The sequence below is a fragment of the Amycolatopsis sulphurea genome (assembly GCF_002564045.1).
Lineage (GTDB): Bacteria > Actinomycetota > Actinomycetes > Mycobacteriales > Pseudonocardiaceae > Amycolatopsis > Amycolatopsis sulphurea.
Genome location: NZ_PDJK01000002.1, coordinates 1,463,763 through 1,478,867, shown reverse-complemented (window position 1 = coordinate 1,478,867; position 15,105 = coordinate 1,463,763). Strand labels below are relative to the sequence as shown.

Genomic DNA, 15,105 nt, shown 5'->3' with positions numbered 1-15,105 from the left:
GGTTTTTTGCTTGGCGCTCGGTGTCTCTGCTTGGCCTGCTCTCCGCTGGGTGCTTTGGCCTGCGTGTTTTTGGTTGTCCCCAACTCGTCGGTGCTGTGGATGACTTGGTGGATGGTCGGGTTTTGTCTGGGGTGGCGGATAGACTTGGGCTGGGGCTGTCCCCCCTGGGAGCGGTGGGGGCTGCTGAGGTGGGGGCTGCTGAGGTGGGGGCTGCTGAGGTGGGGGCTGCTGAGGGAACTCCACCGAGTCATGGCGCCTCAGCGAGTGGCGGGGAGGACGTGTGGCTCAGGCTGGTCGGCCGGGGCCGGATTGCCGGTTCGTGAGGCGGGGCGTAGCCGCCCGATAGGGCAGCGTCGACGCAGCCGGGCAGGCGCTGGACGGAAGTCGGCAACGCGCGTCAGGCCGCAGCGCAAGCACGGCAGGCAGCAAGCGTGGCAGGCCGCCCAACGCACGGCCGCCGGGCCGCGGCACCCACACGGCAACGCACAGCGAAAAGGGCGGCGTCCGATGTGGACACCGCCCCGTCGCTGCCGCTGTGGGTCAGCTGTGCGCCATGGTCAGCGCCCGCTTGTCCTGCCGGAGGAGGTTTTCCCGCTCCGATTCGGAGAGGCCGCCCCAGATGCCGTACGGCTCGTGCACGGCGAGTGCGTGCTTGCGGCACAATTCCAGCACCGGGCAGGACAGGCAGATCGCCTTCGCCCTCGCCTCCCGCCGGGCTCTCGCCGGCCCACGCTCTCCGTCCGGGTGAAAGAAGGACGCGCTGTCCATCCCCCGGCACGACCCCTCCAGCTGCCAGTCCCACATGTCCGCATTGGGGCCGGGGAGCCTGCGCGTGTCTGCCATCCTGACCGCCTCCGTCATCCGGTCGATGCCATTAGCTGCTCTGCTGTGGTGCCGATACTCCATTCGGTGCAACGGCCGTAACGTTAGAAGCGCGCCAATAGTTGTTCAATAGATCTGCGGCGATTCAGCCGTTAGGCATCCCCCGGATGTGTGAGCTGGGGTTTTGGTTCGGGTTGCCGGGGCCGCGAGTGGCCTGGATATTGACCGGGTGGGATCCGGATCGAGCGAAGGAGAACCCACCCTGCCGGTGGCCTCGGTCGCCCGTCGGCTCGGGGTCGCCCCGTCCACCCTTCGTACCTGGGATCGCCGCTACGGTCTCGGCCCCAGCAGACATACCGATGGGCGTCATCGCCGCTACGGCAGCTCCGACATCGGCCGTCTCGAGTTGATGCAGCGCGCGCTGCTTCGCGGTGCGTCGACGGCCGAAGCAGCGCGGTACGCGTTGGAGCAGATGCCGCGGGTCGAAGCCGTGCCTGTGCCGCCTGAGCCGGCCGCAGCCGCCACGCCGAGTCCTGCGCCCGACGACGGCGAAGTGCCGTCGCGCCTCGCGCGTCGGCTGAGCACGGCGGCGTTGGCCATGGACGTCGGCGCGGTACAGCGGATGCTCGCGGACGCAATAGACGAGCTGGGCGTACTGCCCGCGTGGTCCGGCGTTGTCGACCCGGTGCTCATGGCGCTCGGCGCGCGGTGGCGTGGCGTGCACGCGGGCGCCGAAGTGGAGTACATGCTGGCGGAGTGCGTGTACGCGGCCCTAGTACGGGCGACGCCGGTGCTTGACCAACCGCGTAACCAACGTCCGGTGCTGCTGGCGTGCGTACCTGAGGAACGCGACACGATGCCGCTGTACGCGCTGTCGGCCTCGTTGGCCGGGCGGCGGGTCGGTGCGCACCTTTTCGGCACACCGCTGCCTCCGGAAGTGCTCGCGGTGACCGTACGCAGGAGCGCGCCGGCAGCCGTCGTGCTGTGGGCACGCCGTCGTGCTGCTGCTGACCCGCGGGTGTTTGCGCGGATATCACGTGGCCGGCAACGCAGTCGCCTGTTCGCCTGTGGCCCCGGCTGGGATCCGGTGTCGTTGCCGGTGAAGGTCGAGTTGCTTCCTGACCTGTCGATCGCTGCCGACCGCGTCGAGCACGTCCTTGTCGGTGGTCCGCGCTAAAAAGAGCGAGTGGACGAAGAGACCCTGATCGCCCTCGCGTTCGGCGACCCGCCGTTGATCGGTGGTGCCCGCCTGCTGTCCGGTGACGTGCCGGGGACCTCACCCAGGCGACGCCTGCTGACCGCGATCGTCCTGGGCGCCCGCGGTCGGTACGCCGCCGCGACCACCATCCTCGACCGGCTACGCCGTGAGCCCGATCCCGTCGTCGCGTCTCTGGCCGGCAGCACGCTCGCGTCCCACCGACGGCAACTCGGCGGCCACGCCGCCGCCCGGAAGCTGGACGGTGCGGCGTTGCTGATGGTGGGAGCCAGGGCGGTGCGTCCAGGCCAACTAGACGGCGGCGATGTGGCACCAGGCCGCAGCGCGACTGGGCAAGACCGAGTCGAAAAGCGCAACGACGGGGCGTACGGCTCTCGGCGGGATTCTGGCCCAGAGCATCCCACCGGCTCGGTGGCGAGAGACCCGAACGGCGCGGCTCGGCACCCGGCCGATCCGGACGGTGCTGGGCTGCCCACCGCCGTCACGGGCGTTGCGGAGGCAGGGCGTTCGGACGCAGCCGATCCCGCATCTGCTGATCCCGGCGGTGCGCGGACTGGGGCAGCCCCCGACGACCGAAGCGCGGCCGTTGCGGCCAACCATGCGAGCTCCGATCCGGACGTCATCGATCCTGACGGGCTGGACGTCGCGGGGGCGCGGGCGGATGCGTTGCTCGGTCTCGCGGCCGACAATCTCGCGCTCGGGCGGAGCGGAGCGGCTCGGCGGCTGGCCGTCCGGGCGGCTCAGGCGGACCGGCGCTGGCGGGCGGCGGTACGGGGCGGCTGGGTCGCCGCCGAGATCGAGCTGGCCGGCGGACGGCCCCCGGACGCGGTCGCGCCGGCGAGGCGGGCGCTTGAGATCGCCCGGGTTCGCGGGGCGCGGCGGCACGCGGTGAAGTCCGCGATCGTGCTCGGTGTGGCGCTGACCGCCGCCGGGGAGGGAGGGGCGATCGAGCTGCTCGGGGCGGCGCTCGAGGAGGCCGAAAAGTATGAACTTCATTCACTTACCTGGGTGGCGGCGCAGGTCACGGCGGACCTGGACACCGGGCACGCCGAGCGGTATCGATTCAGGAGCCGCGAGGTGTTGCACGCAGTGTTACAGCGAGCTGATCCTTGTGTGATGCGGATCGCACGGGAGTCGCCGTGGGTGCCCGCGGGGGCCGGGTGAGCCTGCTGGAAGGGCGGTTCCGGCATCCGGGCTAAGAAACTTCAAAAAAAGCCACCGGATCGTGTCAAGGTTCGAGCTAAAGCGTCCGATAGGGGAAGTGGAATGTCACCCGGCTGCAGGAAGGAAACCCCGTGACGACGGTCTTGATCTGCGACGACCGACGCAGTGTCCGCGAAGGGCTCACCCGTGTGATGTCCGCGGTGCCTGGGGTCAGTCGCATCGACTGCGTAGCGCACGGTGACGAGCTGCTGGCCCGGTACACCCGTCAGCCGGTCGACGTCGTGCTGGTCGGGACGCAGCGAGCGGTCCCGACAGGCGTCGAGGCCACCCGCCGGCTCGTCTCCGCCAACCCCCAGGCGAACGTCATCGTCTTCGGTGCTCCGGACGACGCGGGCAGCATCGCCGCCGCGATCGCCGGCGGTGCCCGCGGCTACCTGCGCTGGGACGCCTCGCGCCCCGAGCTGGTCGCCGCCCTCGCGCATACCCTCGCGAGCACTTCGGTGCCCGCGCCGCGGCAGCCGTCCGACCCGGGCGTCCAGCTCACCGAGCGCGAGCTGCAGGTGCTGCGCGGTATGAGCCAGGGCAAGAGCAACGGCCAGATCGGCCGGGAGCTGTACTTGTCGGAGGACACCGTCAAGACGCATGCCCGCCGGCTGTTCCGCAAGCTCGGCGTGCGCGACCGCGCGCAAGCGGTGGCGCACGGCTTCCGCCGCGGACTGGTGTCCTGACCCCGGACGAACGGGTCGAGACGGGGTTGCCGAACCACCAGCCACGGTGACAACGGGCCAGGGCGTGAAGCCCTGGCCCGTACCTGTGTCCGGCTGCTCCGGCGCCCGGCCACGGTACGGGCCAGTCCCGCGGCAAGTCCGGACGCACGGATCGTTCTGCCTGGTGGTACGCAGAGTGTCGCTGCTGGTCCGCGCGGTATCCGGACGGACCAGTCGCGACCGGCCCCTGCGTCCGGTTGCACCACGGCGCTGGTCCGTTCGCCCGGCGACGGCAGTATGGTTCTGCTGCTCCAGGAGGCCGTGGCTGATCCCACTCCGCTGGACAGGCCGCCACCGCGAGTGTCGAAAACGCCGCTGAGCTGCGGTAATCGGTCGTCCGAAGCAGGTGGGCGGCCGGGTGGCCCGCCGGTCGCCCACCTCTGGCGGTTGTCCGTCTCGACGTCGACGGTACGGTAACTGTGGCCGGTCGAGGGGCTGGATGACCACGCGCCGGATTGTTTGCACGCCTACACGTAACACTGGGACTGTTGTCTGCGATGGCCACTGTGGGGGATGGACTGGAAGAGTCAGTCACCGCCGCTGTCGAGGGAGAACCTCAGGCAGTCGAGCGGTTGCTTGCGGCCATCCGTCCCCTTGTGGTGCGGTACTGCCGCGCTCGGGTTGGTAGGCAGGAGCGTTCGTTCGCTTCGGCTGACGATGTTGCGCAGGAGGTGTGTCTCGCGGTGCTCACGGCATTGCCATCGTACCGTGACCAGGGCCGCCCCTTCCTGGCATTCGTCTACGGGATCGCGCAGCACAAGGTCGCGGACGCGCATCGAGCGGCGGGCCGCAACCGTGCGGATCCGGTCGCCGAAATCCCGGACGAGGTCGAGAGCGGCGTCGGCCCGGAACAGCGTGCGCTGCAGGGTGAGCTGAACGAGCGGATGGCACAGCTGTTGCAGGTGCTGCCGGACAAGCAGCGGGAGATCGTCGTGCTGCGGGTCGTGGTGGGGCTGTCGGCGGAGGAAACCGCGGAGGCCGTCGGGTCGACACCCGGCGCGGTCCGTGTCGCCCAGCACCGCGCGCTGGCCCGCCTGCGCAAGGTGCTCGCCGCTGAGGAGGTGATCTGAAGTGGCCGACCACGACGACCGCGATCTGACGCCTTCCGCGCAGACCCGTGGCCTGACCGGCTACGAAGCCGAGGCCGACGGTGACCTCACGGCGATCCAGGCCGATGACGCACTGCTCGACGCACTCGGCGGTACCGATCCGGCGCTCGCCGACGAACTCGGCGACCTGGAACTCAACGCACTGCTGCTGTCCTGGCGAAGGGACGTCGACAGCGAGCCGCTCGCCGAGCTCGTCGACGTCGGCACCGCGGTCGCCACGGTGAAGCAAGCCTCGCTGGCCCACCGGCAGACCGCGCGCAGCCGAAGACGCCGCTTCTTCGTTCCGGTGGCCGCCGCCTGTGCCGCCGCCGCGATCGCGTTCACCGGCACCGGCCTCGCCGCCCGGGACGCTCAGCCCGGAGACACGCTGTGGGGGCTCACGAAGGTCCTGTACGGCGATCACGCTCGTTCCGTCGAGGCCGCTGCCACGGCGAAGCTCGACCTGGAAAAGGCCAACCTGGCGCTGGCGGACAACCGGCTCGCCGACGCCCGCCGTGCGCTCGCCGACGCGCAGGCCGCGCTCAATCAAGTGACCGACGCGGAAAACCGTGATCAGCTCCTGGAGCAGCATCGCCAGCTGGCCGCGCAGCTTGGAGTCCCGGCCCCGCCGACCGGCGGACAACTGCCCTCGACGCAGGCGAGCGCGCCGCCGGTGAAGAACCCGCCGACCAGCCAGCCGCAGCAGCAGCCCACCGCTGCCGCTCCGACTTCGGTGCCCGGGTCCGGCAGCACCAGCCAGCCGGCGCCGACGACCTCCGCGCCGCCCAGTTCGGTGACCACCGAGCCTCCCGCGCCGAGTTCCAGTGTTCCGCCGCACGATCCGGGATCCGGCAGCGGTACCAACGGCAGCCCGCGCAACGAGTCGACGCAGAACGGCACGGCGGCAAGCCTGAACGGCACGACGAGCGGTTCGTGACCTGGCCCGCTGAGGTTCCCGTCAGAAACGGAAACCTCAGGCGTCGCGAGCCGTACGGTCACGTCGTGGACAGGTGACGCGGCCGGGCTCGGCTTCTGCACCGCCGAACCTGGCGTACTCTGTCCGGAACGGCCCGATCGACGACCGGCCGCACGATCCGGGCTCCCGGGTCGACCCGTTCGACCAGGGAAAACCGTCGCGATGCGGCGCGATCCAGGCACCCCGATCATGTACCGGAGCCGCGCGTCGAGACCGCCGCACCGGTCATCCCCCGATTGGGTTATCCACAGCTATCGCCCCCTGTGGACAACCCTGTGGACAACATTCGGCTACAGGAAAAGCCCTGGTGAGCAACCTCACCAGGGCGTGAAGGGGACGACGACTGTCAGTAGGCGCTCTCGTTCGCGGTCACTCCGTCGGCGAAGCCCCGGCAGTAGTCCCAGCTCACGTAGTCGCCGGGATTCGGGTCGAACGCCGGTTCGTGCGGGCGCATCCGGCCGTCCGACAGCAGCTGCTCCAGGCTGGCGCGCAGCAGGTGCCAGTCGTGGTAGTGGGGCTCGTCGCACTCCCCGCAGTCGACCACGATGCCGCGGACCCCGCGCGGCTCCAGCAGCGCCTGGTAGACGGCGAGATCGGAGAGGTCGGCCAGCAGTTCGGTGCGTTCGTCCGAGCTGATCGGCTCGCCCGGATGGTCGTCGGAATCGAGGAAGGCCCGGGCCGGGTCGTCCGGATCGTCCTCGAAGGGGTCGGGGGGCAACACATCGTGCGGCACGGCCTGCACGCTACCCGCAGTGTGGCGCCCGTCCCCACCCGCCCGGGCCGGGGGCGCGGCGCGGATATCATGAGGGGAAGGTCCGAGCCCGTCCACCACCGCTCCGCTCACTCCCGCCAGGAAGGCCGTTCGCCCGCATGACCAGCGAAAGCATCACCCCCGCCGTGCCCAGCAAATTCGCGATGCTCGGCCTCACCTTCGACGACGTGCTGCTGCTGCCTGCCGAGTCCGACATCATGCCCAGCGCGGTGGACACGAGTACCCGGCTCAGCCGCAATATCACGCTCAACGTGCCGCTGGTCTCGGCCGCCATGGACACCGTCACCGAGGGCCGGATGGCGATCGCGATGGCGCGGCAGGGCGGCATCGGCGTGCTGCAGCGGAACCTGCCGGTCGAGGAGCAGGCCGCCGCGGTCGAGGTGGTGAAGCGGTCCGAGGCGGGCATGGTCACCGATCCGGTCACCTGCTCGCCGGACGACACACTCGCCGAGGTCGACGCGCTGTGCGCGCGGTTCCGCATCTCCGGTGTCCCGGTGACCGACGCGTCCGGTTCGCTGGTGGGCATCATCACCAATCGCGACATGCGGTTCGAGGTCGACCACACCCGCGTGGTCAGCGAAGTCATGACGAAGGCGCCGCTGGTCACCGCGCAGGTCGGGGTCACCGCGGAGGCCGCGCTCGGCCTGCTGCGCCGGCACAAGATCGAGAAGCTCCCGATCGTCGATGGCGCGGGCAAGCTGCGCGGCCTGATCACGGTCAAGGACTTCGTCAAGACCGAGCAGTACCCCAACGCCAGCAAGGACCCGAACGGCCGGCTCATCGTCGGTGCGGCGGTCGGTGTCGGTGCGGACGGGCACAAGCGCGCCATGGCGCTCGCTGAAGCAGGCGTAGACGTGCTGATGGTCGACACTGCGCACGGACACTCGCGCGCCGTCGTCGACGCCGTACGGCTGCTGAAGCAGGAGCTGGGCGACACCGTCGACATCGTCGGCGGCAACGTGGCAACCCGCGCGGGCGCGCAGGCAATGGTGGACGCCGGGGTCGACGGGTTGAAGGTGGGTGTCGGCCCGGGTTCGATCTGCACCACGCGCATCGTCGCGGGCGTCGGCGTGCCGCAGATCTCCGCGATCTACGAGGCCGACCAGGCCGCGCGTCCGGCCGGGGTGCCGGTGATCGCCGACGGCGGCATCCAGTACTCCGGTGACATCGCGAAGGCGATCGCGGCCGGCGCGTCCACGGTCATGCTGGGCAGTCTGCTGGCCGGTACCGCGGAGTCGCCCGGTGACCTGATTCTGGTCAACGGCAAGCAGTTCAAGGTCTACCGCGGGATGGGTTCGCTGGGCGCCATGCAGTCGCGCGGCCAGGCGAAGTCGTACTCCAAGGACCGCTACGCCCAGGACGACGTGCTCAACGAGGACAAGCTGGTGCCCGAGGGCATCGAGGGCCGGATCCCCTTCCGCGGCCCGCTCGAGAACGTGGTGCACCAGCTCGTCGGCGGCCTGCGGGCGGGCATGGGCTACGCGGGTGCCTCGACGATCGCGCAGCTGCAGGAGGCGCAGCTGGTGCGGATCACCGCGGCCGGGCTGAAGGAAAGCCACCCGCACGACGTCACGATGACCGTCGAGGCGCCCAACTACACGACCCGGTAATCCGGTTCCCGGCGCCGCCGTCCTAGCGCGGGCGGAGGTGCCGGGCGACTACCCAGCCGCCGCAGGTCCGGGCGGGCCGGCTGTTCGACCAGGGTCCAGGCAAAGTTGGTCGAGGACCCGTGATCAGCAGAGAGCCGGGGCTGCCGCGTCATCATCGACGACACCTGCCGTCTTCGTCGATCACGCCCGGCAGCAGGCGAAGCAGAGGCGTTCGAGACGCGCGACCACCTCGTGGAGTGCACCGGGCCTGTCTCGGGTCCGTGAAGGGCCCCTTCACGGACCTCTGCGGTCTGCGCAGGGCCCCTCACACCGACTTTGTCGACACCCTGGGCTATTCGACCAGGAGCCGGTGCCGCACACCGATACGACGGCTCGCGTTTCGCTCTGAAACCGCCCCCCGTGCGCAGGTCACCGACCCCGGCTGGCGACAATGGACAGTGTTGTCGTCGGCTCGAGAAGGGACATCACGTGCGGGATCTGGTCGAGATCGGCATGGGCCGCACCGCTCGGCGGGCCTACGGCCTGGACGAGGTGGAGATCGTGCCGTCGCGGCGGACGCGGTCCTCGTCGGTGGTGTCCACGGCGTGGCAGATCGACGCGTACCGGTTCGACCTGCCGCTGATCACCCACCCCACGGACGCGATCGTCTCGCCCGGTACCGCGGTGGCCATCGGTGAGCTGGGCGGGCTCGGCGTGCTCAACGCCGAGGGGCTCTGGGCGCGGCACGCCAACGTGGAAGAGGCGATCTTCCGGCTGGTCCGCGCCGCCGAGGACGGGGAGGACCCGACCGCGGTCGTGCGGGAGCTGCAAGAGCTGCACGCCGCGCCGGTCCGGCTCGACCTGCTGACCGAGGCGATCAAGACGATCCGCGAATCGGGCGTCACGGTGGCCGCGCGGGTCAGCCCGCAGAACGCCGCCGAGCTGACCCCGGATCTGCTCGCCGCGGGGGTGGAGATCCTGGTCGTGCAGGGCACGATCATCTCCGCCGAGCATGTCCAGCGGGACGCGGAACCGCTCAACCTCAAGGAATTCATCGGACGGCTCGACGTGCCGGTGATCGCCGGCGGCGTCAGCGACTACCGCACCGCGATGCACCTGATGCGCACCGGGGCGGCCGGCGTGATCGTCGGGCACGGCTACTCCGAGGGCGTCACCAGCACCGATCGTGTGCTCGGCATCGGGGTGCCGATGGCCACCGCGATCGTGGACGCCGCCGCGGCTCGTCGTGACTACCTCGACGAAACCGGTGGCCGCTACGTGCACGTCCTCGCCGACGGCGGCATCACGAGTTCCGGCGACATCGCGAAGGCCATCGCCTGCGGTGCGGATGCCGTGATGCTCGGTGCGCCGCTCTCGGCCGCGTCGGATGCGCCGGGTCAGGGCCTCTACTGGACGGCCGCGGCCGCGCACCCGTCGCTGCCGCGTTCGCGTGTGGTCGCCGGCCCGGATTCGGAGTACGCCGTGGACCTGAAGACGCTGCTCTTCGGCCCGTCCTCGGACGCGGAGGGCGTGGTTAACCTGTTCGGTGCCCTGCGCCGTGCGATGGCCAAGACCGGCTATTCGGATCTGAAGGAGTTCCAGCGCGTCGGCCTGACCGTGCGCGGCTGAGCTTGCCGGAGGGAATGGCCCCCACACGCGCGGGGGCCGTTCGCTCAGTCCCGGCCGGGCAGCGTGTCCATTGCGACCGCGAGCGCTTCTGCGTCGATGGCGACGAGGTCGTGTGGTCCCACTTGATCCGCCAGCCCGCGTCCGACCGATGCCAGGTCAGCGAACTGGTCGCCCGGACGCCGGTGACGGTGCCGTCGGCGGCGAGCCGGGCGATGAAGATCAGCCGCGAGACGGCGAGGTCCCCGGAGACCAGCGTGTGCGGGCCGTCCGCGAGCCGGTGGTCGGCCGCTGCCAGCCCGTTGAAGACGGTTCCCACATCGACCGGTACTCCTCGGCGCTGCGTGCGACCCGGTGCTGCGGGTCGGCGTCGTCGTAAAGGAGCAGGTCTTCGTCCTGCCAGTCGTAGAACTCGCCTTGGACGGCCCGAAGGTCGAACTGTGGGTCGCCGGGGTTCCGGTCCCAGCCCCACAACCAGCGCAGGTGCGCCGCCGCGACGGTCTCTTCCGAGGTCTTCCCGTTGGTGTTCACAGCACCGATCTTCGGCCGGAAAGCCGGGCCGACCAGGACGCGGTTTTCCTGGGAGCAGCACACCCCGGCTACGCGGAGTGGTGTGACCCGTCGGTAACTTACCTCTGGTCAGGAGGGCTCACCGGGGTTACGCTGCGACCTGTGACTGCCAGTAACACCACCATCGGGCGGACCGAACCCGACTACGACGTCGTCGTGGTGGGCTCCGGATTCGGGGGCAGCGTCGCGGCGCTGCGGCTGACCGAGAAGGGCTACCGGGTCGCGGTGGTCGAGGCCGGACGGCGGTTCGCCGACGACGAGTTCGCGAAAACCTCGTGGGACCTCAAACGGTACCTGTGGGCTCCGCAGCTGGGGTGCTACGGAATCCAGCGCATCCACTTGCTCAACAACGTGATGGTGCTGGCCGGCGCGGGGGTCGGTGGCGGTTCGCTGGTGTATGCGAACACGTTGTACCGCCCGCTCAAGCCGTTCTACACCGACCGGCAATGGGCGCACATCACCGACTGGGAAGCCGAGCTGGCGCCGCACTACGACCAGGCCGGCCGGATGCTCGGCGTGGTCACGAATCCGACCATCACGCCGTCGGACGTGGTGATGCGCCAGGTCGCGCAGGACATGGGAGTGCCGGAGTCGTTCCACCCGACGCCGGTCGGGGTGTACTTCGGCAAGCCCGGTGCGCCTGTCGCCGACCCGTACTTCGGTGGTGCGGGGCCGGATCGGGTCGGCTGCACGGAATGTGGCTCGTGCATGACCGGTTGCCGGGTCGGGGCGAAGAACACGCTCGTGAAGAATTACCTGTACCTCGCGGAAAAGGGCGGCGCGAAGGTCATCCCGCTCACCACGGTCACCTCGGTGCGCCCGGACGGTGCGGGATATCAGGTCACCCTGCAGAAGACCGGTACCCGCTCGCGGCGCTTCCGCACCACGGTCACCGCCGCCCAGGTGGTGTTCGCCGCCGGTACCTGGGGAACGCAGAACCTGTTGCACCGCATGAAAGACACCGGTGTGCTGCCGAAGCTGTCACGCCGGCTGGGAGAGCTGACCCGGACCAACTCCGAGGCCATCATCGGCGCCGGACGTGCCACAGTGGACGAAAGCCGCGACTTCTCCCGTGGCGTGGCGATCACCTCGTCGATTCACCCGGACGACAACACGCACATCGAGCCGGTGCGGTACGGCAAGGGCAGCAACGCGATGAGCCTGCTGCAGACGGTGGCCACGGACGGCTCGTCGGAGATTCCCCGCTGGCGGCAGGCGGTCACGTTCCTGGCCAAGCATCCGGTGCAGTCGGCGAAGCTGCTCAACGCGTATCGCTGGAGCGAGCGCACGGTGATCCTGCTGGTGATGCAGAGCCTGGACAACTCCATCACCACCTACACCCGGCGCGGCCTGTTCGGCAGGCGCAAGTACACCTCCCGGCAGGGTCACGGCGAACCGAACCCGAGCTTCATCCGGGCCGGGCACGAGGCGAACGAACGGGCCGCCGAGCACATCGGCGGGATCGCGGGTGGTACCTGGGGGGAGATCTTCGACATCCCGCTGACCGCGCATTTCATCGGCGGGGTGCCGATCGGCGACAGTGCCGGCTCCGGGGTGATCGATCCCTACCACCGCGTCTTCGGCTATCCCGGGCTGTCCGTTGTGGACGGTTCGGCGATCACCGCGAACCTCGGGGTGAACCCCTCGCTGACCATCGCCGCACAGGCCGAGCGCGCGTTCTCGTTGTGGCCGAACAAGGGCGAGCCGGATCGGCGTCCGTCGCAGAGCGAGGGCTACCGGCGGCTGGACCCGGTGACACCGAAGAACCCCGCCGTGCCCTCGGCCGCGCCGGCCGCGTTGCGACGCTGAGACCGCGGGCTGTGAAGGGGCCCTTCACGGACTCTGAGTCCGTGAAGGGCCCCTTCACAGACTCAGAGTTCCACGCCGGTGAACACGGTGACGTGTTCCTCGGTGAGGTCGTGCATCGCGGCCAGCACACCTTCCCGGCCGACTCCGGAGCCTTTCACGCCGCCGTAGGGCATCTGGTCCGCGCGGTAGGACGGCACGTCGCCGATGATCACGCCGCCCACCTCCAGCTCCGCGGAGGCGTGAAAAGCCAGCTGCACGTCGCTGGTGAACACGCCGGCCTGCAAGCCGTAGGCCGAATCGTTCACTGCGGCAAGAGCTTCGTCCACACCGTCCACAACGGACACTGCCAGTACCGGTCCGAAGATCTCTTCCGCCCACGCTTTCGCATCGGCCGGAACGTCGGCGAGCACGGTCGGTGCGACCGACGTGCCCTCACGGGTCCCTCCGGTCAGCACGCGAGCGCCCCCGGCGACGGCTTCCTCGACCCACGCGATGATCCGTTTCGCGGCGGCCTCGTCGACCACCGGGCCTACGTCGGTGTTGCGATCGTACGGATCGCCGGTGTGTTGCGCTTCGACCGCCTCCACCAGAGCGGGCACGAACTCGTCGGCGATCGCCGAATCCACGATCACCCGCTGCACCGCGATACAGGACTGCCCGGCCTGATAGTTGCCGAAGGTCGCGATCCGGTGCGCGGCGCCCTCCGGATCCGGCCAGTCGCGCAGGACCACCGCGGCCGCGTTGCCACCGAGCTCCAGCACCACATGCTTGCGCGGGGCGGCGTCCGCGATGGACCAGCCGACCGGGCCGGACCCCGTGAACGAGACCACCGGCAGCCGTGGGTCGGCGACGAGCGCCTGGGTTTCCTCGTTGCCGAGCGGTAGCACGGAAAACGCACCCTCGGGCAGGTCCGTCTCGGCGAGCAGTTCACCGAGCACGAGCGCGGACAACGGGGTGCGCGGCGCGGGCTTCACGATGATCGGCGCACCGACCGCGAGCGACGGCGCGACCTTGTGCGCCACCAGATTCAGCGGGAAGTTGAACGGGGCGATGCCGAGCACCGGCCCGCGCGGTACTCGTCGGGTGAGCGCCAGCCGGGCGTCTCCGGACGGGTCGGCGTCGAGCCGTTGCACCTCTCCGCTGAACCGGCGGGCCTCTTCGGCCGCGATCCGGAATACCGACACCGCCCGGTTTACCTCGGCCTCGGCCCATTTGAGCGGCTTTCCGTTCTCCGCGGTGATCACCTCGGCGATCTCCTCGGCGCGGGCCGCCAGCCCACGGGACACGTGCTCCAGCGCGCCGGCACGCAGATGCGCCGGGCTGCGCCGGAATTCCTTGGCGACGCCGGCCGCCGCGGCCACCGCCCGCTCCACCTGCTCCGGACCGGGCACCGCGACGGTCGCCACCTCGCTGCCGTCCAGCGGGTGGTGCACCTCCAGCGTGCTCGCGCCCTGCTCGGCCTTCCCGGCGACCCATGCCGCCCGCGGCTGTGGGGTGATCGTGTCCATGCGCACCAAGGTATTCGGCCTCGCGGGCCGTGGCACGTCGGCGTCAGAACGCCACGAGCACCTTCAGCGCCTCACGGTCGGCCATGGCCTGGTAACCGGCCGGGACGTCCTCGATACCGACAGTCCGGTCGAACACCCGGCCCGGCTGATAACGGCCTTCGAGCACGTCCGGCAGCAGTTCCGGGATGTAGTGCCGCGCCGGCGCCACACCACCGGTGATGGTGATGTTGTTCAGGAACACCGGTCGCCCGATCGGGCCCTCCGGGTACTGCGGCACACCTACACGGCTCAGCGCGCCACCTGGCCGCACGACGCCGAGGCCCATCTCGAATGCGGGCAACGTGCCTACGCATTCCAGCACCGTGTGCGTACCCCGCCCGGCTGTCAGCTCGCGGACCTTCTCGATGCCTTCCTCGCCACGTTCGGTGACTACGTCCGTAGCGCCGAACTCGCGGCCGAGCTCGGTGCGCGCTGGGTGCCGCCCCATCAGGACGATCTGTTCGGCGCCAAGCCGCTTCGCGGCCAGTACGGCGGAGAGGCCTACCGCGCCGTCTCCGATCACCGTCACGGTCTTGCCCTTGCGGACGCCCGCAGTGACGGCGGAATGGTGCCCGGTGGGGAACACGTCGGACAGCGTGAGCAGCGAAGCAAGCAGCCCCTCGTCCTCGGTGTGTGGCAGCCGTACGAGCGTGCCGTCTGCCTGTGGCACGCGTACGGCCTCGCCCTGACCACCGTCGACGCCCGGCTCGCCCCAGTTGCCGCCGTGCAGACACGACGTCTGCAGGCCTTCCTGACAGAACTCGCAGGTGCCGTCGGAGTACTTGAACGGCGCGACGACCAAGTCGCCCTTGCGTACACCGGTCACATCCGCGCCGGTCTCCTCGACGACGCCGAGGAACTCGTGCCCGATCGGCCTGCCGTGCTCGCGGGCGGGCAGGCTGGCGTAAGGCCACAGATCGCTGCCGCAGACGCACGCGCGCACGACCCTGACCACGGCGTCCGTGGGCTCTGCCAGCTTCGGGTCCGGCACGGTCTCCACTCGGACGTCGCCCGCTCCGTAGATGAGTGTCGCTCGCATGAAGGTCCTTTCCAGATCGGTCGCCCCCACCTGGTTGTGAGTCATGAGCGTGGGGATTCATTCCCCGTGACGCATCTTTGACCGGGGAAAGTGACCGACGTCCGGGCTCTTCAGCGCGCC

The 15,105-nt window shown here is 69.9% G+C and carries 13 protein-coding genes; 8 read left to right on the top strand and 5 right to left on the bottom strand.

The window, feature by feature from the left end; genetic code table 11:
• Nucleotides 1-540: 540 nt before the first annotated feature.
• Nucleotides 541-843 carry a WhiB family transcriptional regulator gene (locus tag ATK36_RS12790; protein ID WP_170069712.1) on the bottom strand — a complete coding sequence of 101 codons (303 nt, stop codon included), beginning with the start codon at nt 841-843 and terminating at the stop codon, nt 541-543.
• 208 nt (nt 844-1,051) lie between these two features.
• Here ATK36_RS12790 and ATK36_RS12785 point away from each other — a divergent pair, with 208 nt between their 5' ends.
• The 5 genes from ATK36_RS12785 (at nt 1,052) to ATK36_RS12765 (ending at nt 5,994) form a co-directional block, all read left to right on the top strand.
• Entirely contained in the window at nt 1,052-1,999 is a 948-nt protein-coding gene (locus ATK36_RS12785; protein WP_098511515.1) for a MerR family transcriptional regulator, read from the top strand.
• A 297-nt stretch (nt 2,000-2,296) separates the two neighbouring features.
• Nucleotides 2,297-3,202: a hypothetical protein gene (locus ATK36_RS12780; RefSeq protein WP_387000092.1), complete on the top strand. Its 906-nt coding sequence runs from the start codon at nt 2,297-2,299 to the stop codon at nt 3,200-3,202.
• 131 nt (nt 3,203-3,333) lie between these two features.
• Nucleotides 3,334-3,930 carry a response regulator transcription factor gene (locus ATK36_RS12775; RefSeq protein WP_020662719.1) on the top strand — a complete coding sequence of 199 codons (597 nt, stop codon included), beginning with the start codon at nt 3,334-3,336 and terminating at the stop codon, nt 3,928-3,930.
• Nucleotides 3,931-4,466: 536 nt separating this feature from the next.
• On the top strand, nt 4,467-5,039 hold the full coding sequence (locus ATK36_RS12770; RefSeq protein ID WP_098511513.1) for a sigma-70 family RNA polymerase sigma factor: 573 nt from the start codon (nt 4,467-4,469) through the stop codon (nt 5,037-5,039).
• 1 nt (nt 5,040) lies between these two features.
• Complete coding sequence (locus ATK36_RS12765; RefSeq protein WP_098511512.1) at nt 5,041-5,994, top strand: anti-sigma-D factor RsdA; 954 nt, start codon at nt 5,041-5,043, stop codon at nt 5,992-5,994.
• Between the two features lie 385 nt (nt 5,995-6,379).
• Here the strand turns inward: ATK36_RS12765 and ATK36_RS12760 are convergent, their stop codons facing one another.
• A complete protein-coding gene (locus tag ATK36_RS12760) occupies nt 6,380-6,775 on the bottom strand; it encodes a DUF5319 domain-containing protein (RefSeq protein ID WP_170069711.1) in 396 nt (131 codons plus the stop codon).
• A gap of 128 nt (nt 6,776-6,903) precedes the next feature.
• Between ATK36_RS12760 and guaB the strand changes: the two genes are divergently transcribed.
• On the top strand, nt 6,904-8,415 hold the full coding sequence (gene guaB, locus ATK36_RS12755) for an IMP dehydrogenase (RefSeq protein ID WP_098511510.1): 1,512 nt from the start codon (nt 6,904-6,906) through the stop codon (nt 8,413-8,415).
• A gap of 468 nt (nt 8,416-8,883) precedes the next feature.
• Nucleotides 8,884-10,023, top strand: a complete 1,140-nt coding sequence (locus ATK36_RS12750) for a GuaB3 family IMP dehydrogenase-related protein (protein ID WP_098511509.1) — start codon at nt 8,884-8,886, stop codon at nt 10,021-10,023.
• Nucleotides 10,024-10,242: 219 nt separating this feature from the next.
• Here the strand turns inward: ATK36_RS12750 and ATK36_RS12745 are convergent, their stop codons facing one another.
• Entirely contained in the window at nt 10,243-10,551 is a 309-nt protein-coding gene (locus ATK36_RS12745) for a hypothetical protein (RefSeq protein ID WP_141544424.1), read from the bottom strand.
• Between the two features lie 141 nt (nt 10,552-10,692).
• On the opposite strand from ATK36_RS12745, the gene ATK36_RS12740 reads away from it, so the two are divergent.
• Nucleotides 10,693-12,399 (top strand): GMC family oxidoreductase, encoded by a 1,707-nt coding sequence (locus ATK36_RS12740; protein WP_098511505.1) that lies wholly within the window; start codon nt 10,693-10,695, stop codon nt 12,397-12,399.
• 62 nt (nt 12,400-12,461) lie between these two features.
• Here the strand turns inward: ATK36_RS12740 and ATK36_RS12735 are convergent, their stop codons facing one another.
• Together ATK36_RS12735 and ATK36_RS12730 are read right to left on the bottom strand one after the other, a co-directional pair.
• A complete protein-coding gene (locus ATK36_RS12735; RefSeq protein ID WP_098511504.1) occupies nt 12,462-13,907 on the bottom strand; it encodes an aldehyde dehydrogenase family protein in 1,446 nt (481 codons plus the stop codon).
• Between the two features lie 43 nt (nt 13,908-13,950).
• Nucleotides 13,951-14,985 (bottom strand): zinc-binding dehydrogenase, encoded by a 1,035-nt coding sequence (locus tag ATK36_RS12730; RefSeq protein ID WP_098514847.1) that lies wholly within the window; start codon nt 14,983-14,985, stop codon nt 13,951-13,953.
• Between the last annotated feature and the right edge of the window lie 120 nt (nt 14,986-15,105).

What these genes read in the sequence shown, in the direction of transcription:
- ATK36_RS12790 (WP_170069712.1), bottom strand. Translation starts at nt 843, where the DNA reads ATGGCAGACACGCGCAGGCTCCCCGGCCCCAATGCGGACATGTGGGAC.
- ATK36_RS12780 (WP_387000092.1), top strand. Translation starts at nt 2,297, where the DNA reads ATGGTGGGAGCCAGGGCGGTGCGTCCAGGCCAACTAGACGGCGGCGAT.
- ATK36_RS12770 (WP_098511513.1), top strand. Translation starts at nt 4,467, where the DNA reads ATGGCCACTGTGGGGGATGGACTGGAAGAGTCAGTCACCGCCGCTGTC.
- guaB (WP_098511510.1), top strand. Translation starts at nt 6,904, where the DNA reads ATGACCAGCGAAAGCATCACCCCCGCCGTGCCCAGCAAATTCGCGATG.
- ATK36_RS12735 (WP_098511504.1), bottom strand. Translation starts at nt 13,907, where the DNA reads ATGGACACGATCACCCCACAGCCGCGGGCGGCATGGGTCGCCGGGAAG.
- ATK36_RS12730 (WP_098514847.1), bottom strand. Translation starts at nt 14,985, where the DNA reads ATGCGAGCGACACTCATCTACGGAGCGGGCGACGTCCGAGTGGAGACC.